Origin of the sequence: Streptomyces cyaneochromogenes, from assembly GCF_003963535.1 — a bacterium.
Classification (GTDB): domain Bacteria; phylum Actinomycetota; class Actinomycetes; order Streptomycetales; family Streptomycetaceae; genus Streptomyces; species Streptomyces shaanxiensis.
In genome coordinates this window covers 1,720,749-1,746,828 of the sequence record NZ_CP034539.1, presented here as the reverse complement: position 1 = coordinate 1,746,828, position 26,080 = coordinate 1,720,749, and the positions used below count along the sequence as shown (strand labels likewise).

The window sequence follows — 26,080 nt, the reverse complement described above, 5'->3', positions numbered from 1 at the left end:
AGGCCGGATCGGCCACCCGTTCTCGGCCCGACTACCCAAACGTCCCGAGCACGGCCTAGGGTTGCTGTGTGAACGAGCTCGATGTCGTAGGTGTCCGGGTCGAAATGCCCTCCAACCAACCGATCGTGCTCCTGCGCGAAGTGGGAGGCGACCGCTACCTCCCCATCTGGATCGGGCCGGGGGAGGCGACGGCGATCGCCTTCGCCCAGCAGGGCATGGCCCCCGCGCGACCGCTGACCCACGACCTGTTCAAGGACGTGCTGGAGGCCGTCGGCCAGGAGCTCACCGAAGTACGCATCACGGATCTGCGTGAGGGCGTCTTCTACGCCGAGCTGGTCTTCGCCAGCGGTGTCGAGGTGAGCGCCCGTCCGTCCGATGCCATAGCGCTGGCCCTGCGCACCGGAACGCCGATCTACGGCAGCGACGGAGTGCTCGACGACGCGGGCATCGCGATCCCGGACGAGCAGGAGGACGAGGTGGAGAAGTTCCGCGAGTTCCTTGACCAGATCTCGCCCGAGGACTTCGGCACCAGCAGTCAGTGAGGCGGCGTGGGCGGTTCAGCGGACTCGCGGTCCGTGACAGGGCGGCCCACAGTCGGTTACGGCTCAAATGCCGGCATTTGCCACCGGCGAGTGAGAGCGTCCCGGGGCTTGCGCCGAGCGCATTCGGCTAGCCTTTCCCCGCGGTGGGGTGCGGGAAACCACTCCTAGGGTGATTATCACTCGGCGTGCCGAGTGTGGCGATCGTTGACGCACCCCTGGTGACTGCCTACCGTCGAGAAGGCAGGTCAAGGACGGAGGTCGGCGTGAGAAGCAGCGGCGACGGTACGGGTGGGGGCGCCCCTGGGCGCAGTCTCGGGGCGAGTGGTCCGTTCCCTCCCCCGGGTTCTCAACTTCGTTCGAGCAGGGGGTACCCCCATCCCAGCGGCCCGCTTCAGGGCAGCGCGGCCGATCACGCTCCGCAGCGACCGACGGCCGTGCCGAGCAGCGGTGGAGGGGCGGCGTCCATGGAGACCGAGCAGATCGGCTACCGCGGTCCGACGGCGTGTGCGGCCGCCGGTATCACCTACCGGCAACTCGACTACTGGGCGCGCACCGGCCTGGTCGAGCCGAGTGTGCGGCCCGCGTACGGGTCGGGGACGCAGCGGCTGTACAGCTTCCGGGACGTCGTCGTCCTGAAGATCGTCAAGCGGTTCCTCGACACCGGAGTGTCACTGCAGAACATCCGTACCGCCGTGCAGCATCTGCGGGAGCGGGGCTTTCGCGATCTGGAACGCATGACGCTGATGAGCGACGGTGCGACGGTGTACGAGTGCACCTCGCCGGACGAGGTTCACGCGCTGCTCCAGGGCGGGCAGGGGATCTTCGGGATCGCTGTGGGTGTCGTGTGGCGGGACGTCGAGAGCGCCCTGTCGCAGCTGCACGGGGAGCGGATCGACACCGGGGAGACGTTGGTCGGGCACAATCCGGCGGACGAGTTGGCTCGGCGGCGTAATCGGGCGGTCTGAGCGGGCCGAGTGATCCACTGCGGACCGAGTGATCCGTGCGGCCATCGCTGGAGGACGTTCGGGAGCCTCGCATCTGCCGGGCGGGCTGGGGTCGGCGGTTTGACGGGATGGGCTGCCGGCACGCGCGGGAGTCGCTGCTCGTCGGCCGCCTCCGGGCAGTCAGCGGGGCATTGTCAGTGGTGTGAGGCAGCATCGGAGATGTGAGAAACGCGCCCACGATCCTGCATCTCGACATGGATGCCTTCTACGCCTCGGTGGAGCAGGCATCCAAGCCGAGCCTGCGCGGGAAGGCCGTGGTCGTGGGCGGGCTCGGGCCGCGGGGAGTCGTCGCCACCGCGTCCTACGAGGCCCGGGTCTTCGGGGTGCACTCGGCGATGCCGACGGCGCAGGCGCGTCGGCTGGCGCCGAATGCCGCCTATCTCGTGCCGCGCTTCGGGATCTACCGGGAGATCAGCGAGCAGGTGATGGCGCTGCTGCGGGAGCTGTCGCCGCTGGTGGAGCCGCTGAGCCTGGATGAGGCGTTCGTGGATCTGGAGGCAGTGGGAGCGGCGTGGGACGAGCAGTCGGCGCGGCTGGTGGGGACGAAGCTGCGTGCCGACATACGGGCGGTCACCGGGCTTGCGGGGTCGGTGGGGCTGGCCGCTTCCAAGATGCTGGCGAAGATCGCCTCGGAGCAGGCGAAGCCGGACGGGCTGGTGCTGATCGAGCCGGGGACCGAGAGGGCGATGCTCGGGCCGATGCCCGTGCGGACGTTGCCGGGGGTGGGGCCGGCGACGGGGGACCATCTGAGGCGGGCCGGGATCCATACCGTGGACGAGATCGCCGAGGCGGGGGAGGACGAGCTCGTCCGGCTGCTCGGCAAGGCTCATGGGCATGCCCTGTACGCCATGGCGCTGGCGCATGACGAGCGGCCCGTGGTGGCCGAACGGGAGGCCAAGTCGGTGTCGGTCGAGGACACGTATGACGTGGACATTCATGACCGGGTCCGGGTGGGGCTGGAGGTGCAGCGGCTGGCCGACCGGTGTGTGCGGCGGCTGCGTGGGGCCGGGTTGTCCGGGCGGACGATCGTGCTGAAGGTGCGGCGGTACGACTTCTCCACGCTGACGCGGTCCGAGACGTTGCGGGGGCCCACGGATGATCCGGCGGTGGTGCGGGAGGCCGCGGCGCGGTTGCTGGATGCCGTGGACACGACGGGGGGTGTGCGGCTGCTGGGGGTCGGGGTGAGTGGGCTGGCCGACTACACGCAGGAGGATCTGTTCGCGCAGGCGGCGGGGGAGCGGGGCGAGCGCTTCGAGGAGGAGGAGGATCACGATGAGCCGGCGGAGGAGCGGGCGGTGGTCCCTGCCGAGCGGCGGTGGGCTGCGGGGCATGACGTGCGGCACGTCGAGTACGGGCATGGGTGGGTGCAGGGGAGTGGGCTGGGGCGGGTGACCGTGCGGTTCGAGACGCCTGAGTCCGAGCCGGGGCGGGTGCGGACGTTTCGGGTCGACGATCCGGGGTTGGAGGCGGCGGAGCCGTTGCCGTTGGTGGCGCGAAGACCTGGGGATTCTGGAGCGGGGGGTCGGGAGGGGGAGGGGGACTCCGGGGTGGCGCCTGCGGTGTCGGGCGGCTAGGGGTGGGGCGACTGAGGGTGCGGGGCGACTGAGGGCGTGGGGCGCCCTGTCCCTGGCCGTGTGCGCGGGTTGTGGGTGCGCCGGAGGTGGGGACGCTCGCCCGCGCTTGCGGGGTGGCGCCTGCGCCCACCCGTGCCGCCCCAGCGGCACGACTGCCCGCAGGCTGGGTTGGTGGGTGGCTGGGCGGGTGGCGCGGGGCTGTGGATGGGGATGTCTGCAGGCTGGGTGGGTTCGTGCGCCGCGATCCTGCGGATGGGGGATGTCCGGAGGGGCGGTGGGTTCGGGTGCCATCTCGCAAGCTGCGTCGAGCGGAACGGCTGCGGACTGCATGGGTGCGGCTGAGCGAGGCTGCGTGGGCGTGGGGGCCTTGAAGTTGCGTCGGTTGCTGGGGGCTGGGTGAGACGGCTGAAGGGCCCTGCGGGCCTGGATGCTCAGGTTGCGTGGGGAGGCAAGCGTGATGCGGCGGATGGCTGGGCGTGCCTTGGTAGGCGCGTCCGGGCCGGGCTGCATTGGTCGCAGGCGCTCTGGGCTCGGAGGCTCAGGGTTCCGTACGCACGGCTGTTCCCGGCCCCGTGGGCTTCGGCTGTGTGGGTTGGCGTGGGCTGGGCGTGTGGCTTTCTCCGTGGACTGTGCGAGGTGGGGGACTGTCGGCTGCGCGGGGATGGTGGCTGGGGTGGGTGAAGCGGCAGGGCTGGGCTGGGCGGGGTGGTTGTGGACCGACAGGGGGTGTCGGGGCTGGCGTGGTGGGTCTGTCAGGTGTCCTCCGTACCTGCCAAGTTGCCGAAGTCTCGGTCCGGGATGGGGGGCGGAGGGGTCACGTCCAGGCCGTAGTGGTGGTAGAGCTGGAGTTCCTGTTCGGGGGAGAGGTGGCGGCCTACGCCGAAGTCGGGGGCGTCCTTGATCAGGGCGCGCTCGAAGGGGACGTGGAGGGTGCCCTCCACGAGTTCGCTGGGCTCCAAGGGGACGAAGGCGTCCCGGGAGAACAGGCCGGTGCGTATCGCCGCCCATTCCGGTACCCCGGTCGCGTCGTCGAGATAGACCTCGTCGATGGTGCCGATCTTGGTGCCGTTGCGGTCGAAGGCCTTGCGGCCGATCAGATTGCGCGGATCGATGTCGGTCTGCACGGGCCCTCCACTTGGTCGCAACTCCTACGTAAGCACTACGAAAGGGCAGATTGGTGAGCGCGGCCACTCGAAGGTTCGTGCGTTGACCCCGCTGGTAGGCTTGCTAGCGGCTGCTGACCCCGTGCGGGAGAGCTCTCCGGACACCATCCGGAGGCGCCGAAGGAGCAAATCCTCCCCGGAATCTCTCAGGCACACGTACCGCACGGACGAGGTCACTCTGGAAAGCAGGGCGGGTGTCGACGGCTTCCGCTCTCACCGACGGTGAAAGCCGGGAGCCCTTGGGTGACCGGTGAAGCTCTCAGGTTGAGATGACAGAGGGGGAGGCCGTCCGGGGACCCGCGCCGTGGTGCCCCTCGAAGGTCGTGTCAGACCAGGAGGCCTCCGCAATGACCGCCCATCGCATTCCGCTCTCCGAGCTCGAGCAGGGTATTCCTTTCGAGCAGCGTCATATCGGTCCTGATCATGAGGCTCGGGCCAAGATGCTCGCCCAGGTCGGATACGGCTCGCTCGACGAGCTCACCGCCGCCGCGGTGCCGGATGTGATCAAGAACGCCGACTCGCTCGATCTGCCGGGTGCTCGTACCGAGGCCGAGGTGCTGGCCGAGCTGCGGTCGCTCGCCGATCGCAATCAGGTGCTGGACTCGATGATCGGGCTCGGGTACTACGGGACGTTCACCCCGCCGGTCATTCTGCGGAACGTCATGGAGAACCCGGCCTGGTACACGGCCTACACGCCGTACCAGCCGGAGATCTCCCAGGGGCGGCTCGAAGCCCTGCTGAACTTCCAGACCATGGTCGCCGAGCTCACCGGGCTGCCGACCTCCGGTGCCTCGCTGCTCGACGAGGGCACGGCCGCCGCCGAGGCCATGGCCCTGTCCCGGCGTATGGGCAAGAACAAGAAGGGCCTGTTCCTGGTCGACGCGGATGTCCTTCCGCAGACCATCGCCGTGATCGAGACCCGCGCCGAGCCGACCGGCGTGGAGGTCGTCGTCGCTGATCTCAGTGCTGGGATTCCGGCCGACGTCGCCTCGCGCGACATCAACGGCGTGCTCCTGCAGTACCCGGGCGCCTCCGGTGTCGTACGGGACATCAAGCCCGTCATCGAGCAGGCTCACGAGCTCGGTGCCCTCGTCACCGTCGCCGCCGATCTGCTCGCGCTCACGCTGCTGAAGTCGCCCGGTGAGCTGGGGGCGGACATCGCGGTCGGCACGACGCAGCGGTTCGGTGTGCCGATGGGCTTCGGCGGGCCGCACGCCGGCTACATGGCCGTGCACGAGAAGTTCGCGCGCAGCCTGCCCGGGCGGCTCGTGGGTGTGTCCGTGGACGCCGACGGGAACAAGGCGTACCGACTGGCCCTCCAGACGCGTGAGCAGCACATCCGCCGGGAGAAGGCGACCAGCAACATCTGCACCGCCCAGGTGCTGCTCGCCGTGATGGCCGGAATGTACGCCGTCTACCACGGGCCCGAGGGGCTGAAGGGCATCGCCCGGCGGACCCATCGGTATGCCTCCGTCCTTGCCGCGGGGCTTGCGGCGGGCGGGGTCGAGGTGGTGCACGGTGCCTACTTCGACACCTTGACCGTGCGGGTGCCCGCGAAGGCCGCCGAGGTCGTCGCCGCCGCCCGGCAGAACGGTGTCAACCTGCGTCTGGTCGACGCCGACCACGTGTCCATCGCCTGCGACGAGACCACCACGCGGGCCCAACTGGGCTCCGTATGGACGGCGTTCGGGGTCGAGGGCGACATCGAGGCGCTGGACGCGAGCACCGAGGACGCGCTCACGGACGGGCCGCTGCGCACCGACGACTACCTCACGCACCCCGTCTTCCACCAGCACCGCTCCGAGACGGCGATGCTGCGCTACCTGCGCAGGCTCGCCGACCGCGACTACGCGCTGGACCGCGGCATGATCCCGCTGGGCTCCTGCACGATGAAGCTCAACGCGACCACCGAGATGGAGCCGGTCACCTGGCCGGAGTTCGGGCAGCTGCACCCCTTCGCGCCCGCCGAGCAGGCGCAGGGCTATCTGACGCTCATCCGTGAGCTGGAGGAACGTCTCGCCGAGGTCACCGGCTACGACAACGTGTCGCTGCAGCCCAACGCCGGGTCCCAGGGTGAGCTGGCCGGGCTGCTCGCCGTGCGCGGGTACCACCGGGCCAACGGGGACGAGCAGCGGACCGTGTGTCTGATTCCGTCCTCGGCCCACGGCACCAACGCCGCCAGCGCCGTCATGGCCGGCATGAAGGTCGTCGTCGTGAAGACCGCCGACGACGGTGAGATCGACGTCGAGGATCTGCGGGCGAAGATCGAGCAGTACCGCGACGAGCTGTCGGTACTGATGATCACGTACCCGTCGACGCACGGTGTGTTCGAGGAGCACGTCGCCGACATCTGCGCGCAGGTGCACGACGCGGGCGGGCAGGTGTACGTCGACGGTGCGAACCTCAACGCGCTTGTGGGGCTTGCCAAGCCGGGGCACTTCGGCGGTGACGTGTCCCACCTGAACCTGCACAAGACGTTCTGCATTCCGCACGGTGGCGGCGGTCCGGGCGTCGGGCCCGTCGCCGTGCGGGCGCACCTGGCGCCGTATCTGCCGAACCACCCGCTGCAGCCCGCTGCCGGGCCCGAGACGGGCGTCGGGCCGATCTCGGCCGCGCCCTGGGGCTCCGCCGGGATCCTGCCGATCTCGTGGGCGTACGTCCGGCTCATGGGCGGCGAGGGGCTCAAGCGGGCCACGCAGGTGGCGGTGCTGTCCGCCAACTACGTCGCCAAGCGGCTGGAGCCGCACTACCCGGTGCTCTACAACGGCCCGGGCGGGCTGGTCGCGCACGAGTGCATCATCGATCTGCGGCCGCTGACCAAGGCGACCGGGGTGAGCGTCGACGACGTGGCCAAGCGGCTCATCGACTACGGCTTCCACGCGCCGACGATGTCGTTCCCGGTGGCCGGGACGCTGATGATCGAGCCGACCGAGTCCGAGGACCTGGCCGAACTCGACCGGTTCTGCGAGGCGATGATCGCGATTCGCGCGGAGATCGAGAAGGTCGGGTCGGGTCAGTGGCCCGCCGACGACAACCCGCTGCGGAACGCTCCGCACACCGCCGGCGCGCTGGGCGGGGAGTGGGAGCACGCGTACGGCCGTGAGGAGGCCGTGTTCCCGGCCGGGGTGTCGGTGGCCGACAAGTACTGGCCGCCGGTGCGCCGGATCGACCAGGCCTTCGGTGACCGCAACCTCGTGTGCTCCTGCCCGCCGCTGGCCGCGTACGAGGACTGACCTTCGGACGTAGTGCCGACGTGGTTCATCGAGGGGCTCCGCCTGTGCCGTACCCGGCCGGGCGGAGCCCCTTGTACGTCACGCCGTCGTCAGCGCCACCTCCGTCGCCTTGACCAGCGCGACCACGGGGACTCCGGGGGACAGGGCGAGGTCGGTGGTGGCGTCCTTGGTGATGGCCGCGGTCAGGTCGGCGCCCTCCACGGCGATCTTGACCGATGCCATCGCACCGCCCGCGGTGAGGGCGGTGATCGTGCCGGGGAGCTGGTTGCGGATGGACAGGCCCTTGACCGGGGCGGTGGCGAGGGAGATCTCCGTGGCCTTCACGAGGGCCCGCACGGTGGTGCCTTCGGCCAGGCCGAGGTCCTCGACGCTCTCCAGGGTGATCGCCGCGGTCAGGTCCTGGCCGCCGGCGAGGCGGATCTTGACCGTTGCCATGACCTCGCCGGGGGTGATGGCGGTGACGGTGCCGGGGAGCTGGTTGCGGATGCTCAGGCTCATGGGGGACGCCTCGCAGAGGGTAGGTTTTGTGGCGTTTTGGGGTTGCGATTCCTACCGTAGTGCGACCTCTTGTCCGACTACGTGCGGTCGATGTGGACGTTCGTCGACTTCACGCGTGCGGTGGCCTCCATGCCGACCTCCAGGCCGAGTTCCTCGACCGCCTCGCGGGTGAGGAGGGAGACCAGCCGGTGCGGGCCTGCCTGGATCTCGACCTGGGCCGCCACGTCGCCGAGCTTGATCGCGGTGACGATGCCGGGGAAGGCGTTGCGGACCGAGGTGTACGAGGTCTCCTCCTCGACGCTGCCGGGCTTGGCGAGTTCGACCGAGAAGGCGGCGAGGTCCTTGCCGTCGATGAGGCGCCGTCCGGTCTCGTCGCGGTGGGTCGCCACCCGGCCCGCGTCCGCCCAGCGGCGGGCGGTGTCGGGGCTGACGCCCAGCAGCCGCGCCGCCTGGCCGATCGTGTAGGAGTGCATGGCGGTCACGATAGGGGTAGGGGCCGGGAACTGCGGGCAGGGGGTTGGCCGTTGGGTATAACGCGATATAGCGCTGGTCCGGGTTGTGGTGGACGCGCTGAACTCCGCGGCGGGGGACGGACGGCTGACCATGGAGGAGCTGGACGAGCGGGTGAGCGCCGACCTTTCCGCCCGCACCTTGGCCGAGCCGGCCGAGCTGACGGTGGATCTGCCCGCGGTGCCGGGTGGAGTCGAGGTCAAGGACGTGGGCCGCATCGAGCAGCAGGGTGGTTCGGTCAGACGGGGCGAGGGGTGGGTGGTGCTCCGGCGGCTGGAGATCGAGTCGTCCTGGGGTGACGTGACCCTCGACTTCACGCAGGCGGTGATAGCCGACGGGGTCCCGCGCACCGACCTGGACATCCAGGGCAGGGCGGCACTCTGAGGCTGGTCACCCGGCCCGGCGTTGTGGTGGACACCGACTCCCTGGTGGTCGAGTACGCCAAGGTCAAGGCGCGGCCGGCCGGTGACGTCGGCGCGCCGGTCGTGCTGCGGGTCGAGATCGCCGGGCGGAAGGCGTACGGGCGGGTCGTGGTCGGTCCCGCACGGCGCAGGCCGTTCGGGAGATCGCTTGCGGGGTGAGCGGCGCGTCTTTGGAGGTCGCCCGCCGTGTGAGCGGTGCGTTCAGTAGATCCCCGATGCCCTGAGTACGGCCTGTGCCGTCGAGTCGTCGATCTGGTGCCCCAGTTGCTCCAGTACGTCCGCACCATCGCGCAGTGTCCCGCGTTCGCGTGAGCGGCGTACGCCGGTGTCCAGCTCGTGCCACAGCAGTGGGTTGGCGACGAGGATCCTTGGGTCCAGGTTCAGGCGACGGCCGTCCGTGTCACGAAGGATCAGGTGTGCGGAGACGTCGCCGTACCGCCGTACGGCCACCAGTGCGTCCGTGCGCACCCGCTGTCGGCGTACGAGCCCCTGGACCGCCAGCCATCCCGGGCCCGCGGTCACGCGCTGCGGGAGCAGGATCATGAAGAGCACGGCCGTCATGGCCAGCCACAGCAGCGTGCGGGACGGTGTCAGGGTCTCCGCGTCCAGGTCGACCAGCAGGGTCATACCGAAGAAGACCAGTGCGCAGCCCGTGGCGAAGCGGGCGCTGCCACGCCAGTGGCGGTCGCCGGCCGGAGCAGAACTCGGTCTGCTTCCTTGCACAAGCAGACCGTAGGGGTCCGCGGTGCCGGAGCGAACGCCGCTGGCGGTGCTCTGACGGCTTACGGTTCAACGTTGACGCGATCCTGATGCCCGAGGCCGTTTCAGCCCGTGTGCACCCGTGGCCTGCGCTCGCGGTCCGGCTCCGCCTCGCGCAGCACCTCGCGGGTGACCGGGGCGACCTCGCCCTGGCCGAAGAGGAAGAAGCGCAGGAAGTTGGTGAAGGGGTTGCCCTCGGTCCACTCGAAGTAGATGTGCGGGATGCAGCCGGTCGAGTCGCGGACGTGCAGCAGCAGTGCGGCCAGGGCGTTGGGGACGGAGGAGGACTCCAGGGTCAGGACGCGGTAGCGGTCGTGCATGACCTCGCCGCGTACGGTCAGGCCCGCCTCGAACTCGGACGGGTCGGTGACCGTCACCTCGACGAAGACGAAGTCCTCCTGGCCCGGGACGTCGTTGTCGTTGCGGATCTGCTCGATCTTGTCCCGGTACTCGGCCTTGTCCCGCCGGTCGGGCTCGTTGGCGATGAACCGGATCTTGCGGCTGGCGATGTCCCGGACGAAACGTCCCGCCATGTCGTCGAGCGTCACGCTGGTCACGCGGAGCTCGAAGGCGCGCAGCAGCCGCGAGAGCAGGGAGATGAGGATGATGCCGGCGATGAAGCAGGCGCCGATCTTCACGCCGTCGGGACGCTCGATGACGTTCGCGACGGTGGTGTAGAGGAACACCGCCGAGATGACCGCGAAGCCGATGAACCACTTGCGCTGGCCGGCCTCGCGGGCCGCGATGGTCACCGCGATGGCGGCGGAGCTGATCAGGACCAGCACACCGGTGGCGTAGGCGCCGCCCTGGGCGTCGACGTCCGCGTCGAAGATCCACGTCACCAGGAAGGCGACCAGCGTGAAGACGATGACCATGGGGCGCACGGCGCGCGCCCAGTGCGGGGCCATGCCGTAGCGGGGCAGATAGCGGGGCATCAGGTTGAGCAGGCCGGCCATGGCGGAGGCGCCGGCGAACCACAGGATGGCGATCGTCGAGACGTCGTAGACCGTGCCGAAGCCGTTGCCGAGGTACTCGTGGGCGAGGAACGCGAGGGCGCGGCCGTTGGCCTCGCCGCCCGGCTCGAACTCCTTCTCCGGGATCAGCAGCGTGGTGATGAAGCTCGTCGCGATCAGGAAGCAGCTCATGATCAGGGCGGCGGTGGTGAGCAGCTTCTTCGTGTCCCGGATGCGGCCCTGGGGGTTCTCCTCGGTCTCGCCCGGGTCGCCCTTGACGTGCGGCATCACCGCGACGCCGGTCTCGAAGCCGGACAGGCCGAGCGCGAGCTTGGGGAAGACGATCAGGGCCACGCCGATCATGACGAAGACGTTGCCGTGCTCGGCGGTGAGTGCGCTGGACCAGTCGGTGATCACGTGTCCCTCGGTCACGACGTGATACAGGCCGACGGCCACGACGACGGCGTTCAGCGCGAGATAGCTCGCGACCAGGGCGACGGCGACGCCGATCGCCTCCAGGAAGCCCTTGAGGAACACCGCGCCCAGCAGTGCCACGAGGATCAGGGTGATCACCAGCTGCTTGTCGTGCAGGGCGCTTTCCAGGTGCGGGTTCTCGACCAGGTGGGTCGAGGCGTCCGCCGCCGACAGGGTGATGGTGATCAGGAAGTCCGTGGCCGCGAAGCCGAGCAGCGTCAGGACGAAGAGCTTGCCCTTCCAGAAGGTCAGGAGCCGCTCCAGCATCGCGATCGAGCCCTGGCCGTGCGGGCTCTCCTCGGCCACCCGCCGGTACACGGGCAGGGCGCCGGCGAGGGTGACGATCACGAGCACGATGGTGGCGATCGGGGAGAGCAGACCGGCCGCGAGGGCCGCGATGCCGGGCTGGTAGCCGAGGGTCGAGAAGTAGTCGACGCCGGTGAGGCACATGACGCGGTACCAGGGCTGGCCCGTGGTCTCCGGCTTGGACTCGGTCTGCTCCGCCTGGCGGCCGTGGCCCTTGCCCATGTCGGACAGGCCCTCCAGCATCCAGGCGCGCAGGCGACTGGGAGGGGGGTGTTCGGTCGTGGCCATCGGCGTGCTCCTGATGTGCGGGACGCCGCCATGTGCGAGGCGACGTCGGAATCCGGCCATCACGCGGACGGCGGCACCAGCGTAAGCAGAGAGTGACACTCCGGCCCATGGATATCGGGCGTAGCGGCGTCAAGCTTCCGTTAAGACTCGCCGTGCCGGTGTCGGGCGACCGTCAAGAGCTCAGCTCGGGGGCTTCTTCGGGGGTGGCTGGGCTGTATGGGGGATGAGGGGGTGGGCAGGTCCGGTGGACAGGGGGCGTACACCCAGCGTCACCGAGGAGTTCCGGCTGGGCACTCTTGGCGGACTGCGGCTTGGGCCGGCGTGACCGCCCCCTCGGCCTCGGCCATGTCCCCGAACACCCGCACCTCGACCGCTCGGTGGTGATCGTGCCCGTCTCCTCGCTGTCCCGGCTCCCCTCTGAGGCGCTCACCGCCGCCTCCTCGCTGGGCGACGAGGTCCGTGCGGTCACCGTCTGCCACCCCGACCCCGAGGACCGGGCCGCGCTGCCCGCCCCCGGAGCGCTCCTGGACCGAGTGGGACCCCGGCGTGCCCCTGGTCCAGCCGGTCGGCGAACGGTGCTCCCTGGGCCGGCCCATCGCCGCGTACGTCCGTGACGTCATGGCCGCGGAGCCGGCCACCCGGGGCACCGTGCTCATCCCGGAGACCGAGCCCGAACGCATGTGGCAGCGGCTGCTGCAGAACCAGCGGGGCGCGATCGTCGCGCATGCCGTCCGCAAGGAGACGGACGCGGTGATCTGCCGGTTGCGGTTCCGCTTGTTCTGACGCCGAGGCGTCCGTCACCTGCGGCGATCGCGTCGCCGTATGAGTTCCGTCAAGGGCGCGCAGTGGGCCGTAAGGGAGCCGTCAACGGTGCTCGATTCCGGCCACGAAGGCTGTTTCCTCTAACCGTCCCTGTCCGAACGAACCTCACTCCAGGAGCTCACGATGGCCGATCTGGCCTTCGTCGTCGCCACGATCGCGGCCTTCGCGCTGGTGGCCTTCGTCGCCAAGGGGGTGACGAAGCTGTGACCGCCGAGAACATCGTCGGCCTCGTCGTGGCCGTCGCCCTGCTGGGCTATCTCGTCCTCGCCCTGATCTTCCCGGAGAGGTTCTGAGACAAGAGATGGGTCCCGTTCCTGCCGGTGTGCTCCAGCTGCTCGCGCTCATGGCGGCGCTGGCGCTCGCCTACAGACCGCTTGGCGACCACATGGCCAAGGTCTACTCCTCCGACAAGCACTGGCGCGTCGAGAAGTGGATCTACAAGGGCATCGGCGCCAACCCCGACACCGAGATGCGCTGGACCGCGTATCTGCGCGGCGTTCTCGCCTTCTCCGTCGTCGGCGTCCTCTTCCTGTACCTGCTGCAGCGGCTGCAGGGCGTGCTGCCCGGTTCGCTGGGCTTCGCGGCCATCGACCCGGACCAGGCGTTCAACACCGCCGTGTCCTTCGTGACGAACACCAACTGGCAGTCGTACTACGGCGAGCAGGCCATGGGCCACGTCGTGCAGACCGCCGGTCTGGCCGTGCAGAACTTCGTCTCCGCGGCCGTCGGTATCGCGGTGGCGGTCGCACTCGTACGAGGCTTCGCCCGGTCCCGCACCGGTGAACTCGGCAACTTCTGGGCCGACTTGGTGCGCGGAGTCGTACGCATCCTGGTGCCGGTGGCCTTCGTCGCGGCGATCGTGCTGGTCGCCTGCGGTGCCATCCAGAACTTCTCCGGCATCCACGAGGTCGGGCAGTTTGTCAATGGGCACAGCATGGGGGGTTCGCAGCAGTGGAACGGCGGCGCGGTCGCCTCGCAGGAGGCCATCAAGGAGCTGGGTACCAACGGTGGCGGTTACTTCAACGCCAACTCCGCCCACCCCTTCGAGAACCCCACCCCGCTCTCGAACCTCTTCGAGATCTTCCTGATCCTCGTCATCCCGTTCGCGCTGACCCGCACCTTCGGCCTCATGGTCGGCTCGGTCAGGCAGGGCTACGCGATTCTCGCGACGATGGCCACCATCTGGCTCGGCTTCACGGCCCTGATGATGTGGACCGAGTTCGCCCACCACGGCCCGGCGTTCGACATCGCCGGCGGGGCGTACGAGGGCAAGGAGGTCCGCTTCGGCATCGGCGGCTCGTCGATCTTCGCCACGGCGACCACCCTCACCTCGACCGGCGCGGTGAACTCCTTCCACTCCTCCTTCACCGGCCTCGGCGGCGGGATCACCATGCTCGGCATGATGCTGGGCGAGATCGCGCCCGGCGGTACCGGCTCCGGCCTCTACGGCATGCTGATCATGGCGATCATCGCGGTGTTCATCGCCGGTCTGATGGTCGGCCGTACGCCCGAGTACCTGGGCAAGAAGATCGGCACCCGTGAGATCAAGCTGGCGGCCTGCTACATCCTGGTCACCCCGGCGCTGGTACTCGTCTTCACCGCCTTCGCGATGGCCCTGCCGACTCCCGCGAACTCCATGACCAACAGCGGGGCGCACGGGTTCTCCGAGATCCTGTACGCCTACACGTCCGCCTCCAACAACAACGGCTCGGCCTTCGCCGGTCTGAACGCGGACACACAGTGGTTCAACACCACGCTGGGCCTGTGCATGCTGCTCGGCCGCTTCGTGCCGATGGTGTTCGTGCTGGCGCTGGCCGGCTCGCTCGCCGAGCAGAAGCCGGTGCCGGCCACGGCAGGCACGCTGCGCACGGAAAAGCCGCTGTTCACCGGGTTGTTGGTGGGCGCGATCCTCATCATCACCGGTCTGACGTACTTCCCGGCCCTGGCGCTGGGGCCGCTGGCCGAGGGGCTGGCCTCATGACCACCGACGTAACGAGGACCGACGTGGCGAAGACCGACGTGGCGAAGACCGACCTAGCGAAGACCGACTTGAAGAAGCAGGACTCCATGTCCACTCCCACCCTTGCGCCGCACCAGGACGCGCCGACGGGGCACAAGTCCCCCGAAGGCCGTGTCGGCGCGGGCCTCTTCGACCCGAAGCAGCTGGTCAAGTCGCTGCCGGACGCCTTCCGCAAGCTCGACCCGCGGGTGCTGGTCAAGTCCCCCGTGATGTTCGTGGTGTGGATCGGCTCCGTCCTGACCACCGTCTTCTCCTTCAAGGACCCGGGCGACTGGTTCGGGTGGACCATCAGCGCCTGGCTGTGGCTGACCGTGATCTTCGCCAACCTGGCGGAGGCCGTCGCCGAGGGCCGCGGCAAGGCCCAGGCCGACACGCTGCGCAAGGCCAAGACCGACACGGTGGCGCGACGGCTCGACGGCGCTGTCGAACAGCGCGTGCCGGGTACCGAGTTGAAGATCGGCGACCTCGTCGTCTGCGAGGCGGGCGATGTCATCCCGGGTGACGGTGACGTCGTCGAGGGCGTCGCGTCCGTCGACGAGTCGGCGATAACCGGTGAATCGGCCCCCGTCATCCGGGAGTCCGGCGGGGACCGCTCGGCGGTCACCGGCGGTACGAAGGTCCTCTCCGACCGCATCGTCATCAAGATCACGACGAAGCCGGGTGAGACCTTCATCGACCGGATGATCAACCTGGTCGAGGGCGCCGCCCGGCAGAAGACGCCCAACGAGATCGCGCTGAACATCCTGCTGGCCTCGCTGACGATCGTCTTCCTTCTGGCCTGTGCCACCCTGCCGCCGTTCGCGGACTACGCGGGCACGCACCTGACGATGGTCGTGCTGGTCGCCCTGCTGGTCTGCCTGATTCCCACGACCATCGGTGCCCTGCTCTCCGCGATCGGCATCGCGGGCATGGACCGGCTGGTGCAGCGCAACGTCCTGGCGATGTCGGGCCGCGCGGTCGAGGCCGCCGGTGACGTCTCCACGCTGCTGCTCGACAAGACCGGCACCATCACGCTCGGCAACCGCCAGGCATCGGAGTTCGTGCCGGTGAGCGGCACCACCGAGGCCGAAGTGGCCGACGCCGCCCAGCTCTCCTCGCTGGCCGACGAGACCCCCGAGGGGCGTTCGATCGTCGTCCTGGCGAAGGAGAGGTACGGGCTGCGCGAGCGGCACCAGGGCGAGCTGGTCGGCGCCGAGTGGATCGCGTTCACCGCCCAGACCCGGATGTCCGGCGTGGACGTCGACGGACGCAGGATCCGCAAGGGCGCGGCCGGTTCGGTCATCGCCTGGGTCCAGGGGCAGGGCGGCACGGTCGCCGAGGACGCGGACACCGTCGCCAACCGGATCTCCGAGGCGGGCGGCACGCCGCTGCTCGTCGCGGTGGAGGACGCGGACGGTGCCCGGATCCTGGGCGTCGTCCACCTCAAGGACGTCGTCAAGGAGGGCATGCGCGAGCGGTTCGAGGAACTGCGCCGCATGGGCATCAAGACCGTCATGATCACAGGCGACAATCCGCTGACCGCCAAGGCGATCGCCGAGGAGGCGGGCGTCGACGACTTCCTCGCGGAGGCGACACCCGAGGACAAGATGGCGCTGATCAAGCGGGAGCAGGCGGGCGGCAAGCTGGTCGCGATGACCGGAGACGGTACGAACGACGCGCCCGCGCTCGCGCAGGCGGATGTCGGCGTGGCCATGAACACCGGTACGTCGGCCGCCAAGGAGGCCGGCAACATGGTCGACCTCGACTCCAACCCGACCAAGCTCATCGAGATCGTCGAGATCGGCAAGCAGCTGCTGATCACCCGCGGTGCGCTGACCACGTTCTCCATCGCCAACGACGTCGCGAAGTACTTCGCGATCATCCCGGCGCTGTTCGCGGCCGTCTACCCGGGCCTGGACAAGCTCAACATCATGGGCCTGTCCTCGCCGGACTCCGCGATCCTGTCCGCGGTCGTCTTCAACGCGCTGATCATCATCGCGCTGGTGCCGCTGTCCCTGAAGGGCGTGCAGTACCGGCCGGTCAGCGCCGACCGCATGCTGCGGCGGAACCTCACCGTCTACGGGCTGGGCGGTCTGGTGGCCCCCTTCATCGGCATCAAGCTCATCGACCTGCTCATCTCCCTCATCCCCGGGCTGTAACTCTCCAAAGGCGTGCTGATCCCCATGAACAACTCGGTTACGAACACGGCCCGGCTGCTCGGGGCGGGCCTGCGCGCCCTCCTCGCGCTGACCCTGGTGACCGGCGTCATCTATCCGCTGGTGGTCACCGGCATCGCCCAGGGGCTGTTCCACAACAAGGCGAACGGCTCGGAGGTCAAGGCGGACGGCAAGGTCGTCGGCTCCTCGCTGATCGGCCAACAGGGCTACAGCCTGGACTACTTCCAGCCCCGACCGGCGAACGGACTGGGGGAGAACTCGGTCAACACCCAGTACAAGCTGATCCTTTCCGGTGCCACCAACCGTTCCGGAGACAACCCGGAGCTGATCAAGTGGGTGAAGGAGGCGCAGGCGAAGGTCGTCAAGGAGAACTCGGTGTCCGGGTACACCGTCAAGCCCTCCCAGGTCCCCGCGGACGCGGTCACCTCCTCTGGCTCCGGCCTGGACCCGGACATCTCCCCGGCCTACGCGGACCTCCAGGTGCACCGGGTCGCCCAGCGCAACGACCTGAGCGTTGCCGAGGTGCAGAAGCTGGTGGACGAGCACACCGAGGGCCGCACGCTCGGCTTCATCGGCGAGCCGCGCGTGAACGTCCTCGAACTCAACATCGCGCTCAAGGAACTGACCAAGGACACCTGACCGATGACCCGGGTGCTGGTCGCGGAAGACGACCCCCAGCTGGTCCGAGCACTCGTGATCAACATGCGGGCCCGCCGGCACGGAGTGGACGCGGGCGCCCGACGGCGCCACGGCCCTCCGGCTGGCGGCCGCGCGTCAGCCGGACGGGGCCGTCAGCCCTCTCGCGGGCGCATTTCGGCGTCGTGCCGGTGTGGGCGGTGGGTCGGTTTGTCGGTGCGTCATGCCGATGGTGGGCGCGGGGCGGCAGGCGCGGAAGTGACCTGAAGGGCCGGTTGGCGGGTGCACCCGGCGAGGGTCGGCCGGCAGGTGTGCGGGCGGGGTTGGTCATGTCGGCGGGAGGTGGGTCGTCGGCGACTGTTCGTCGAACGTCATGTCGGCGGTTGTCGATTGGCCGACGACAGGGGGTCGGCGGGGGCGCGCGCCCTTTCGGAGGTGGATGAGGGCGTCGTGGCGGTGCGTCACGCCGATGGCGGGTGCGTGTGCCGGATGTAGGCGCGGGGGGACCCGCAGGGCCGGTCGGCGGGTGCTTTCGGCGAGGGGCGGCCAGCAAAGGCGCGGCCGGGTTCGTCAGGTTCTGCGGGAGGTGTGTCGTCGGTGAGTGTTCGCTGAACGTCACGTCGGCGGCTGTCGATCGGCCGGGGCGTCGGCGTCGTTCGCTTCCTGGCTACGCACCCCGCGCGGCGGAGTTCCCCCGGGGCACGCCCCTTCCCGAGCCCCCCTTGCCTCCGCCAAGTCCCGGGTGGCCAACCGCAACCGCCAGGCATTGCGCCGGTGCACGGCCGTCAGATCCGTCTGGCTCGCCGGGGGCCCCGCCGCGAGGCGAGCTCACCGCCCGGCGGCTGCCAGGCCGGCACCGGCCACAGTTCGGCACCACGCCGCCGTGCCTCGTCGGCGGACCGGGACAGCGCGGTGAGGCTGCCCAGGGAGCCGCTCACGCCCACCATGACCCGTGCGGGCGGGGGGGGCGTCGGAACCGGAGATGTCCTCACCATTCTTCTCGTCGCGGGGTTCCTCCCGTCACCCCCGGTGGCCGGCCCGCAGCCAGCCCGAGCGGCCCTTCTTGGCGCACCTCTGACGGTCGCTGCCCCGGTCGGACGAGCCCCAGCGTCAGCATCCCGTCAGCGTCCGGGCCATCGCCGTCAGCATCGCGTCATGAGGGGTCCGGGACCCCGGGGCGTCGGGCATAGCGTCAGTGGCAAGCCCCGGTCCGCCTCCCCGCGTCCGGGGCCGTCAAGCAACTCGCCCGACCCACCTCGGATCCTCCCGGAGGCATCCCATGGCAGACATCCTGTCCGACGAAGACCCGGAGCCCTCTGATCGGTTCCCGGCCGGCCCTCTCTACGTTCCGGTCCGGCCGGGACAGGCCGCCTGCGCGGCCCGCCTCTTCCGCACACCGATCGGTGACCGCACGGCCGTGGGCTTCACCTCGCAGCGGAAACTCACCGCGACCCTCGGCCCCGACCAGCCCTGGATCCGGCTCGCCGAGCCCGCCCTGCGCTCCCTTGCCGCACCTCTGGGCGTCACCACCGTCACGGTGGACCCTCAGTTCTGCGCGCCCGCCCCGGCCCCGACCCTGGCCCCGCCACCGGTCCCGGCCACGCCGTCCGCCGCGGAGCACGCCCGGCAGCACTCCGGCCCCCGTTTCCGTCAGGACCGCTGGGACCCCCAGGCGGTCGGAGCGCTGCGCGTGACCGGCGCGGCGGCGATCGTCTCCGCACTCGCGATGTGGATCGGCTGAGGGGGCACCGCACGATGACCACGCTTCACGAACCCGCGGTGACCGCCGCCCCCGCCGACGCTCTCTCGGTGTGGCCCGCCTCGGCCGTCGAGCCCCGCGAGGGCGAGATCACCGTCGGGGGCGTACCGCTCGCCGAGGTCGCCGACCGTTTCGGCACGCCCGTGTACGTCATCGACGAGGACGAGGTCCGCGAGCGCTGCCGCACCTACCGGCACGTCTTCCCGGACGCCGACATCCTGTACGCGGCCAAGGCGTTCCTGTGCCGGGCGATGGTCCACTGGGTGGACGAGGAGGGCCTCGGCCTGGACGTCTGCTCGGCCGGTGAGCTGGAACTCGCCGTCACCACCGGCTTCCCGCCGGAGAAGATCGTGCTGCACGGCAACGCCAAGTCCCCGCGCGACCTCGACACCGCCCTGCGCCTCGGAGTCGGCCGTATCGTCATCGACAGCCCCTCCGAGATCGCCCGGCTGGCCGCGGCGGTCGGACCCGACGGCCACCAGAAGGTGATGGTGCGCGTGGTGCCCGGCATCAGCGCCGGCGGCCACGAGAAGATCCGCACCGGCACCGAGGACCAGAAGTTCGGCCTGTCGATCTCCGACGGCTACGCGCAGTACGCCATCGCCCGGATCCTGGACCAGCCCCAGCTCGAACTGACCGGTCTGCACTGTCACTTGGGCTCGCAGATCACCAGCACCAAGCCGTATCTGGCCGCCGTACGGCGCATCGTCGGGCTCATGGCCCGGCTGAAGGTACAGCACGGCCTGGTCCTGCCCGAACTCGACCTCGGCGGTGGCCACGGCATCGCCTACCGCCCGGGCGAACCCGCCCTGGACCTCACCGCCTTGGCCCGCAAGGTACGGGCCGAACTGGTCGAGGCGTGCGCGGCGGCGGGGCTCACCCTGCCCCGGCTCATCATCGAACCGGGGCGGGCGATCGCGGGCCCGGCGGGGATCGCGCTGTACCACGTCCTGGCCGTCAAGCGCACCGGCGCGCACACGTACGTCGCCGTCGACGGCGGCATGAGCGACAACCCCCGGCCCGCCCTGTACGGCGTCCGGTACGCGCCCCGTCTGGTCGGCCGGCACAGCACCGCCGCCCCCGCCCCGGTCACCGTGGTGGGCCGCCACTGCGAGGCGGGCGACATCGTCGCCGCCGACGTCGAACTCCCCGAGGACATCCGTCCCGGAGACCTGCTCGCCGTTCCGGTCGCCGGTGCCTACCACCTGTCCATGGCCTCCGGCTACAACATGGTCGGCCGCCCACCGGTGGTCGCCGTTGACGACGGCCAGGCTCGGCTCCTGATCCGCCGAGAGTCCCTGGAGGACATCCGCAGCCGCGACGTGGGCCTGTAACCCGCATCCCGGCCCCCATCCGCCTCCGGACGAGAGACCGCCCGACCCTCGTCCGGAGGTGCCGCGTTCCCGCACCCTCGTCGCGTCCCGAGCGCCCCCTTACAGTCCACTCCGTAAAGTTCGTCCACCGGACCGAATGTTTCGGCCCACACTGTGTGGAGGGCTGACGCGCATGCGGACGTACGGCAACCCGGTCATCGGCGGCTTCCGTACGGCAACCCGGTCATCGGCGGCTTCCACCCCGACCCCAGCGTGTGCCGGGTCGGCGAGGCATGCAGCATTCTGAGGCGCCGCACCTCTGCCGCGTCGGCGACTGGCGGTACCTGATGCTCGCCGAGGGCGGCACCGCCCTCGGCCACAGTGTCTCCGTCGCCCGCGCCCGCTCCCCGCGCGGCCCCTACGAGCCGGCCCCCGCCAACCCCATCCCCTCGAACCGCCCGCCCCGCGGGACGACTTCGACGCCGCGAGCCTGGCGCCGTACTGGATCTCCCCGCACCGTCGGCCAGAGGACTCGTGGTCGCTGACCGAACGGCGGGGGCGGCTCACTCTGCACGCCACCGCCGACAGTCTCGACCGGCGGGACACACCTTCGTCAGTTCGGCGGGGGAGAGGCGAGCGTGATCGCCCGCATCGGTCCGGTACGGCAGTGCCTCCGTGGCGGCCGGTGCCGGACGGGCCCGTCACGCTGGAGGCCGCGATCCGCACCGACCGGCCCCTGTCCCCGACCGGTCAGGACGCGCCCGGCGTGCGGCCGGCGGGCCCGACACGATCGCCCTCGCGATCGACAGCCCTTCGGGGCGTGTACGTCACCGAGGCCAGTGCGGCCTTCGACTGGTTCGAGTACGACCCCGAAGAGCCGCCCGGGCCGTGACAGTTGGCGGCAGATTCACCGCGTACAAGGGGTTGCCACCGTTTGGCAGCTGTCTCTAGGGTGCGGCAGCAACGAAGCTTTCTGGATCTCTTCCGAAACTTTCGATCCAGCGGACGGTCAAGGACGGACCGTCCCGTACCCAAGGAGCGCATGATGGGCGACCCGGGACTGTCCCGCCGCGGCTTCCTGGCGGCCTCCGCCGCGGCCGGTGTGGGCATGACGGCACTGAGCGGTTGCGGCGGCGACTCGGACGGAGGGTCGTCGGACGGCACGACCACCATCGAGTGGTGGAACATCTCCACCGTCGAGCCGACGAAGGGGGTCTGGGCGGCGCTGGCCAAGAAGTTCGAGGCCCAGAACCCCAAGGTGAGGATAAAGATCGTCCAGCTGGAGAACGACGCCTACAAATCCAAGATGACGGCGCTGACCGCCTCCGGGAAGCTGCCCGACATCTTCCACACCTGGGGCGGCGGCGTCCTGAAGCAGCAGGCCGACGCCGGGCTCGTCGAGGACCTCACCGACCGTACGAAAGATTTCGCCGACGGCCTGCTGCCGGTCGCGAAGGAGCCGTACCTCCTGGACGAGAAGCTGTACGGCATCCCGTTCGACATCGGCATGATCGGCTTCTGGTACAACAAGGCGCTCTTCAAGGACGCGGGCATCAGCGAACCGCCGACGACCTGGAGCGGATTCCTCGACACCGTACGGGAGTTGAAGGCCAAGGGCACCACACCGCTCGCCCTGGCCGGCAAGGAGAAGTGGCCCGGCATGTACTACTGGGCCTATCTCGCCATGCGCACCGCGGGCGCCTCCGCCCTCCAGAAGGCCTACGACGACAAGGACTTCACCGGCGACGCCTTCGTCCAGGCCGGTCAGCACCTCCAGGAACTCGTCGACCTCCAGCCGTTCCAGAAGGGCTTCCTCGGCGCCGCGTACTCCACGCCCACCGGCCAGGCCGCGGCCGTCGGCAACGGCAAGGCGGCGATGGAGCTCATGGGCCAGTGGGCGCCCATCGTCCAGGCCGACGCCGGCAAGGGCCTCGGCGACGACCTCGGCTTCTTCCCGTTCCCCGCGGTCGAGGGAGGCAAGGGCACGATCACCGAGGTGTTCGGCGGAGGCGGCGGACACGCCCTGCGCAGCGGCGCTCCGCAGGCCGCCGTCGACTTCCTGAAGTTCTTCGCCTCGGAGGCGACAGACCTTGAGCTGGTCAAGAAGACCGGCATCCTCCCGGTGCTCCCGGCCGCCGAGCGCGCCATCACCGATCCCAACATCAAGGCCGTACAAGCACAGTTGAAGGCCGCCACCGGCTTCCAGCTCTATCTCGACCAGGCTTACGCGCCCGCCGTCGGCCAGGAGGTCAACGACAGCGTCGCCGCGCTCATCGCCGGGTCCAAGTCGCCTCAGCAGGTCGCCGAGTCGATCACGCAGGTCACGAAGGAAGAGCAGTAGCCGGCGATGACCTCCACGTTCCTGCCGTCCGCCGACAACCGGCCCGGACCCGATGTCGACCCCCCGCCCCCGTCCGCCGGCACCGCACGGGGGCGGGCCCGGCGGCGCGTGCTGCACTGGCTCACCGCGGTCGGCTTCCAGGTGCCCGCGCTGGTGCTGTTCATCGTCCTGGTGCTGTTGCCGATCCTGTTCGCGCTGTACGCGGCCTTCTTCCGCTGGGGCGGCTTCGGTATGCCGTCGGACTACGTCGGCGCAGACAACTTCACGCGGCTCCTGGACGACCCGGTCTTCCTGGGCGACCTGTGGCGCTGTTTCGTCCTGATCGCCCTGTCCCTGGTGCTCCAGCTGCCGTTCGCGCTGGCCCTGGCCGTCGCCCTCAACCAGCGGATCCGTGGCCGGGCCGTCTACCGGATGCTGTTCTTCGCGCCGTACGTGCTGTCCGAGGCCATCACCGGCGTCCTGTTCAGCATGATCTTCGCCCCCGACGACGGCCTCGCCGACCGGATCCTCGGCGGGATCGGCCTGGACGGCCTCGGCGGCGAGTGGTTCGCCGACCCCTCCATGGTCATGGCCACCCTGTTCCTGGTCATGACGTGGAAGTACTTCGGCTTCCACATGATGCTCTACCTGGCCGGACTCCAGGCCATCCCGAAGGAGTTGACCGAGGCGGCGCTGATCGACGGCGCCGGGCCCTGGCAGCGCTTCCGCAGCGTCACCCTGCCGTTGCTCGCGCCCACCCTGCGCATCAGCGTCTTCCTGTCGGTCATCGGGGCGATCCAGCTGTTCGACCTGGTGTGGGTGGTCACCCAGGGCGGCCCCGACCACCACTCCGAGACCATGGCCGTGACCCTGTTCCAGTACGGCTTCAAGCGCTACCAGGTCGGCTACGCCAGCGCGATCAGCGTGGCCATGTTCGCCATCAGCCTCGTCTTCGCCCTCGCCTACCAGCGATTCGTGCTCCGGCGCGACCTGGAAGGGGCCACCACCACGATGAGGGGGGACGGCAAGTGAGCCGCAAGACCCTACGGAACCTGCCCCTGCACGTGGTCCTCGTCGCCGTCGGCGCGGTGATGGCCGTACCCCTGCTCTACGCCCTCTTCTCCGGCTTCAAGTCGACCGACCAGCTCTCCCGCAACCCGGTCGGGCTGCCCGACCCCTGGGTCGGCGGCAACTACACCGGCATCCTCGGCTCCGGCGACTTCTGGCGGCTGCTCGGCAACAGCACGCTGATCGCCGTCGCCACGACCGTCCTCGTCGTCGCGGTCTCCGCGCTCTCGGCGTTCTCGTTCGCCCGGTTCGCCTTCCGCGGGCGGGAGTTGCTGTTCACGCTGTTCACGATGGGGCTGATGTTCCCCTTCGCGGTGGCGGCCCTGCCGCTGTTCCTGCTGCTGCGCTCCATGGGCCTGCTGGACAACCCGCTGGGCGTGATCCTGCCGCAGGCCGCCTTCGGGCTCCCGATGACGATCATCATCCTGCGCGGCTTCTTCCGGCAGATCCCGGGCGAGTTGGAGGAGGCGGCCACACTCGACGGGTGCGGTCCGCTCGGGTTCTTCTGGCGGGTCCTGCTGCCCATGGCGCGGCCCGCGCTGGGCACGGTCTCGGTCCTCGCCGTCGTCACCAGCTGGAACAACTTCTTCCTGCCCCTGCTGGTGTTCACCGACTCCACGTGGTGGACCCTGCCCATCGGCGTCCAGCAGTTCCAGGGCCAGTACTCGGCGGACTACGCCCGCGTCTTCGCCTATCTGGTGCTGGCCATGGTCCCCGCTCTCGCCTTCTACTCGGTCGCCGAGCGCCAGCTCGTCGGCGGCCTCACCGCCGGTGCCACCAAGGGGTGAGACACACCGACGGACGTACGGCTCACCCACACATCCGCACGTGAGGAGTCGCACCATGCGCAAGAACCGTCTCAGACTCGCCGGTGTCCTCGCGGCCGTCCTGGTCGCCATCACCGGCCCGGCCGCCCAGGCCCATGACAAGCCGCCCACCCTCGCCGACCTCGCCCAGCGCCACGGCCGCTACTTCGGCAGCGCCACCGACAACCCCGAGCTCGTTGACGATCCGTACAAGGCCCTCCTCGGCAGCGAGTTCGACCAGATCACACCGGGCAACGGCATGAAGTGGTACGCCACCGAACCCCAGCAGGGCGTCTTCGACTTCACCCAGGGCGACGAGATCGTGAACCTCGCCCGTGCCGACCACCAGAAGGTGCGCGGCCACACCCTGGTCTGGCACAGCCAGTTGCCCGGCTGGCTCACCGGCCGCGAGTGGACGGCGACCGAGCTGCGGGCCGTACTGAAGAAGCACATCCAGACCGAGGTACGGCACTACCGGGGCAAGGTCTTCGCCTGGGACGTCGTCAACGAGGCGTTCAACGAGGACGGGACGTACCGCGAGACGATCTTCTACAAGACGCTCGGCCCCGGCTACATCGCCGACGCCCTGCGCTGGGCCCGGCAGGCCGACCCCAAGGTCAAGCTCTATCTCAACGACTACAACATCGAGAGCATCGGCCCGAAGAGCGACGCCTACCACAACCTGGCCAAGGAGCTGAAGACGCAGGGCGTCCCGCTCGACGGCATCGGTCTCCAGGCCCACCTGGCACTCCAGTACGGCTATCCGACCACCCTGGAGGACAACCTCCGCCGCTTCGCCAAGCTGGGCCTGGACACCGCGCTCACCGAGGTCGACATCCGGATGATCCTGCCCGCGACTGAGGAGAAGCTGGCCCAGCAGGCCGAGTGGTACGCGGACCTGACCGACGCCTGCCTCGCGGTGCGCCGCTGCGTCGGCATCACCGTCTGGGACTACACCGACAAGTACAGCTGGATTCCGGCGTTCTTCGAGGGCGAGGGCGCCGCACTGCCGTGGGACGAGCAGCTCCGGCCGAAGCCGGCGTACTACGCGATCAGGGAGGCGCTGAGGTAGGCCGGGGGCAGGGCGATCGGGGCGCTACGCTGAGTGACCTCCCCTGAACGCACGTGGGGGCCGGCTCGCAGTCAGGGTCTGCGACCGGCCCCTGGAAGAACGCCGGGCGTCCGTCGGTCCGCCCGGTGGTGCAGGGCCTCTCCGGCGTGATCCGCCGGGCAGGCGTTATGCGGCGGTTACCACCTTGCCGGTGCCATGCGGACGGTGCGGGGCGATGATCCGGCCGTCCGGCAGGAGCTCACCGGTGTCCTCGAAGAGCAGAACACCGTTGCACAGCAGACTCCATCCCTGCTCCGGGTGGGCCGCCACGAGACGGGCGGACTCCCGGTCGGCGGAGCTGGCTGAGGGGCACGATGGCTGGTGCTGGCACATGGATGGGATC

Annotated in this window: 23 protein-coding genes, 4 pseudogenes and 1 riboswitch; of the genes and pseudogenes, 20 read left to right on the top strand and 7 right to left on the bottom strand. The window is 69.7% G+C overall.

The features are described from left to right. Positions 1-68 precede the first annotated feature (68 nt). The 3 genes from EJ357_RS07605 to EJ357_RS07595 all read left to right on the top strand — a co-directional run bounded on the left by EJ357_RS07605 (position 69) and on the right by EJ357_RS07595 (position 3,120). Positions 69-542, top strand: a complete 474-nt coding sequence (locus EJ357_RS07605; RefSeq protein ID WP_004002801.1) for a bifunctional nuclease family protein — start codon at positions 69-71, stop codon at positions 540-542. Positions 543-805: 263 nt separating this feature from the next. Then, positions 806-1,507, top strand: a complete 702-nt coding sequence (locus EJ357_RS07600) for a MerR family transcriptional regulator (RefSeq protein ID WP_126389922.1) — start codon at positions 806-808, stop codon at positions 1,505-1,507. A gap of 200 nt (positions 1,508-1,707) precedes the next feature. Beyond that, entirely contained in the window at positions 1,708-3,120 is a 1,413-nt protein-coding gene (locus EJ357_RS07595; RefSeq protein WP_175647331.1) for a DNA polymerase IV, read from the top strand. 752 nt (positions 3,121-3,872) lie between these two features. On the opposite strand, the gene EJ357_RS07590 is transcribed toward EJ357_RS07595, so the two are convergent. Further along, the gene (locus EJ357_RS07590; protein WP_126389920.1) at positions 3,873-4,244 is read right to left on the bottom strand and encodes a PRC-barrel domain-containing protein; all 372 of its coding nucleotides are present in this window, start codon (positions 4,242-4,244) and stop codon (positions 3,873-3,875) included. Between the two features lie 114 nt (positions 4,245-4,358). Continuing rightward, positions 4,359-4,455: riboswitch (glycine riboswitch) on the top strand. 175 nt (positions 4,456-4,630) lie between these two features. Between EJ357_RS07590 and gcvP the strand changes: the two genes are divergently transcribed. Continuing rightward, a complete protein-coding gene (gene gcvP, locus EJ357_RS07585) occupies positions 4,631-7,516 on the top strand; it encodes an aminomethyl-transferring glycine dehydrogenase (protein WP_126389918.1) in 2,886 nt (961 codons plus the stop codon). 78 nt (positions 7,517-7,594) lie between these two features. Here the strand turns inward: gcvP and EJ357_RS07580 are convergent, their stop codons facing one another. Then, positions 7,595-8,014 (bottom strand): TOBE domain-containing protein, encoded by a 420-nt coding sequence (locus tag EJ357_RS07580; protein WP_126389916.1) that lies wholly within the window; start codon positions 8,012-8,014, stop codon positions 7,595-7,597. 77 nt (positions 8,015-8,091) lie between these two features. Continuing rightward, positions 8,092-8,487, bottom strand: a complete 396-nt coding sequence (locus EJ357_RS07575) for a TOBE domain-containing protein (RefSeq protein WP_126389914.1) — start codon at positions 8,485-8,487, stop codon at positions 8,092-8,094. An 85-nt stretch (positions 8,488-8,572) separates the two neighbouring features. Between EJ357_RS07575 and EJ357_RS49205 the strand changes: the two genes are divergently transcribed. Continuing rightward, positions 8,573-8,908 (top strand): DUF1707 SHOCT-like domain-containing protein, encoded by a 336-nt coding sequence (locus tag EJ357_RS49205; RefSeq protein ID WP_228473010.1) that lies wholly within the window; start codon positions 8,573-8,575, stop codon positions 8,906-8,908. A 26-nt stretch (positions 8,909-8,934) separates the two neighbouring features. Further along, positions 8,935-9,105 (top strand): hypothetical protein, encoded by a 171-nt coding sequence (locus EJ357_RS49200; RefSeq protein WP_228473008.1) that lies wholly within the window; start codon positions 8,935-8,937, stop codon positions 9,103-9,105. A gap of 42 nt (positions 9,106-9,147) precedes the next feature. Here EJ357_RS49200 and EJ357_RS07565 read toward each other — a convergent pair whose 3' ends face one another. After that, positions 9,148-9,669, bottom strand: coding sequence for a hypothetical protein (locus tag EJ357_RS07565; RefSeq protein ID WP_126389912.1), 522 nt, complete (start codon positions 9,667-9,669; stop codon positions 9,148-9,150). A 101-nt stretch (positions 9,670-9,770) separates the two neighbouring features. Continuing rightward, a complete protein-coding gene (locus EJ357_RS07560) occupies positions 9,771-11,726 on the bottom strand; it encodes an APC family permease (protein WP_126389910.1) in 1,956 nt (651 codons plus the stop codon). Positions 11,727-12,058: 332 nt separating this feature from the next. On the opposite strand from EJ357_RS07560, the pseudogene EJ357_RS48180 reads away from it, so the two are divergent. The 6 genes and pseudogenes from EJ357_RS48180 to EJ357_RS49195 form a co-directional block, all read left to right on the top strand. Further along, positions 12,059-12,509: pseudogene (locus EJ357_RS48180) on the top strand (amino acid permease); the annotation flags it as partial. Between the two features lie 242 nt (positions 12,510-12,751). Continuing rightward, positions 12,752-12,841, top strand: coding sequence for a K(+)-transporting ATPase subunit F (gene kdpF, locus EJ357_RS07545; RefSeq protein WP_016434100.1), 90 nt, complete (start codon positions 12,752-12,754; stop codon positions 12,839-12,841). 8 nt (positions 12,842-12,849) lie between these two features. Continuing rightward, positions 12,850-14,529 carry a potassium-transporting ATPase subunit KdpA gene (gene kdpA / locus EJ357_RS07540; RefSeq protein ID WP_126389906.1) on the top strand — a complete coding sequence of 560 codons (1,680 nt, stop codon included), beginning with the start codon at positions 12,850-12,852 and terminating at the stop codon, positions 14,527-14,529. Positions 14,530-14,615: 86 nt separating this feature from the next. Continuing rightward, on the top strand, positions 14,616-16,706 hold the full coding sequence (gene kdpB / locus EJ357_RS07535; protein ID WP_126399281.1) for a potassium-transporting ATPase subunit KdpB: 2,091 nt from the start codon (positions 14,616-14,618) through the stop codon (positions 16,704-16,706). A 24-nt stretch (positions 16,707-16,730) separates the two neighbouring features. Continuing rightward, entirely contained in the window at positions 16,731-17,363 is a 633-nt protein-coding gene (locus tag EJ357_RS07530) for a potassium-transporting ATPase subunit C (protein WP_126389904.1), read from the top strand. 3 nt (positions 17,364-17,366) lie between these two features. Continuing rightward, positions 17,367-17,508: pseudogene (locus EJ357_RS49195) on the top strand (DNA-binding response regulator); the annotation flags it as partial. Between the two features lie 658 nt (positions 17,509-18,166). Here the strand turns inward: EJ357_RS49195 and EJ357_RS07520 are convergent. After that, positions 18,167-18,355, bottom strand: a pseudogene (locus EJ357_RS07520) (hypothetical protein); the annotation flags it as partial. A gap of 284 nt (positions 18,356-18,639) precedes the next feature. Here EJ357_RS07520 and EJ357_RS07515 point away from each other — a divergent pair. The 8 genes and pseudogenes from EJ357_RS07515 to EJ357_RS07480 all read left to right on the top strand — a co-directional run bounded on the left by EJ357_RS07515 (position 18,640) and on the right by EJ357_RS07480 (position 25,698). Further along, positions 18,640-19,101 carry an SAV_915 family protein gene (locus EJ357_RS07515; RefSeq protein ID WP_126389902.1) on the top strand — a complete coding sequence of 154 codons (462 nt, stop codon included), beginning with the start codon at positions 18,640-18,642 and terminating at the stop codon, positions 19,099-19,101. Positions 19,102-19,115: 14 nt separating this feature from the next. After that, positions 19,116-20,453 (top strand): diaminopimelate decarboxylase, encoded by a 1,338-nt coding sequence (gene lysA, locus EJ357_RS07510; RefSeq protein ID WP_126389900.1) that lies wholly within the window; start codon positions 19,116-19,118, stop codon positions 20,451-20,453. Between the two features lie 269 nt (positions 20,454-20,722). Further along, positions 20,723-21,030: pseudogene (locus tag EJ357_RS07505) on the top strand (family 43 glycosylhydrolase); the annotation flags it as partial. A gap of 87 nt (positions 21,031-21,117) precedes the next feature. Further along, positions 21,118-21,324 carry a hypothetical protein gene (locus EJ357_RS50975; RefSeq protein WP_145978901.1) on the top strand — a complete coding sequence of 69 codons (207 nt, stop codon included), beginning with the start codon at positions 21,118-21,120 and terminating at the stop codon, positions 21,322-21,324. 153 nt (positions 21,325-21,477) lie between these two features. Continuing rightward, a complete protein-coding gene (locus EJ357_RS07495) occupies positions 21,478-22,773 on the top strand; it encodes an extracellular solute-binding protein (protein WP_126399279.1) in 1,296 nt (431 codons plus the stop codon). 6 nt (positions 22,774-22,779) lie between these two features. Beyond that, the gene (locus tag EJ357_RS07490; protein WP_126389896.1) at positions 22,780-23,784 is read left to right on the top strand and encodes a carbohydrate ABC transporter permease; all 1,005 of its coding nucleotides are present in this window, start codon (positions 22,780-22,782) and stop codon (positions 23,782-23,784) included. Positions 23,785-23,843: 59 nt separating this feature from the next. Beyond that, positions 23,844-24,608 (top strand): carbohydrate ABC transporter permease, encoded by a 765-nt coding sequence (locus EJ357_RS07485; protein ID WP_228473283.1) that lies wholly within the window; start codon positions 23,844-23,846, stop codon positions 24,606-24,608. A gap of 55 nt (positions 24,609-24,663) precedes the next feature. Beyond that, complete coding sequence (locus EJ357_RS07480; RefSeq protein ID WP_126389892.1) at positions 24,664-25,698, top strand: endo-1,4-beta-xylanase; 1,035 nt, start codon at positions 24,664-24,666, stop codon at positions 25,696-25,698. A gap of 165 nt (positions 25,699-25,863) precedes the next feature. Here the strand turns inward: EJ357_RS07480 and EJ357_RS07475 are convergent, their stop codons facing one another. Continuing rightward, positions 25,864-26,070, bottom strand: coding sequence for a DUF5999 family protein (locus tag EJ357_RS07475; RefSeq protein ID WP_126389890.1), 207 nt, complete (start codon positions 26,068-26,070; stop codon positions 25,864-25,866). Positions 26,071-26,080 lie beyond the last annotated feature (10 nt).

Excerpts from the sequence above, each read along its gene's own strand:
- EJ357_RS07490 (WP_126389896.1), top strand. The coding sequence starts at position 22,780 with ATGACCTCCACGTTCCTGCCGTCCGCCGACAACCGGCCCGGACCCGAT.
- EJ357_RS07515 (WP_126389902.1), top strand. The coding sequence starts at position 18,640 with ATGGCAGACATCCTGTCCGACGAAGACCCGGAGCCCTCTGATCGGTTC.
- lysA (WP_126389900.1), top strand. The coding sequence starts at position 19,116 with ATGACCACGCTTCACGAACCCGCGGTGACCGCCGCCCCCGCCGACGCT.
- kdpA (WP_126389906.1), top strand. The coding sequence starts at position 12,850 with ATGGGTCCCGTTCCTGCCGGTGTGCTCCAGCTGCTCGCGCTCATGGCG.
- kdpB (WP_126399281.1), top strand. The coding sequence starts at position 14,616 with ATGTCCACTCCCACCCTTGCGCCGCACCAGGACGCGCCGACGGGGCAC.
- gcvP (WP_126389918.1), top strand. The coding sequence starts at position 4,631 with ATGACCGCCCATCGCATTCCGCTCTCCGAGCTCGAGCAGGGTATTCCT.
- EJ357_RS07475 (WP_126389890.1), bottom strand. The coding sequence starts at position 26,070 with ATGTGCCAGCACCAGCCATCGTGCCCCTCAGCCAGCTCCGCCGACCGG.
- EJ357_RS07560 (WP_126389910.1), bottom strand. The coding sequence starts at position 11,726 with ATGGCCACGACCGAACACCCCCCTCCCAGTCGCCTGCGCGCCTGGATG.
- EJ357_RS07530 (WP_126389904.1), top strand. The coding sequence starts at position 16,731 with ATGAACAACTCGGTTACGAACACGGCCCGGCTGCTCGGGGCGGGCCTG.
- EJ357_RS07485 (WP_228473283.1), top strand. The coding sequence starts at position 23,844 with ATGGCCGTACCCCTGCTCTACGCCCTCTTCTCCGGCTTCAAGTCGACC.
- EJ357_RS07580 (WP_126389916.1), bottom strand. The coding sequence starts at position 8,014 with ATGAGCCTGAGCATCCGCAACCAGCTCCCCGGCACCGTCACCGCCATC.
- EJ357_RS07480 (WP_126389892.1), top strand. The coding sequence starts at position 24,664 with ATGCGCAAGAACCGTCTCAGACTCGCCGGTGTCCTCGCGGCCGTCCTG.
- EJ357_RS07575 (WP_126389914.1), bottom strand. The coding sequence starts at position 8,487 with ATGCACTCCTACACGATCGGCCAGGCGGCGCGGCTGCTGGGCGTCAGC.
- EJ357_RS07495 (WP_126399279.1), top strand. The coding sequence starts at position 21,478 with ATGGGCGACCCGGGACTGTCCCGCCGCGGCTTCCTGGCGGCCTCCGCC.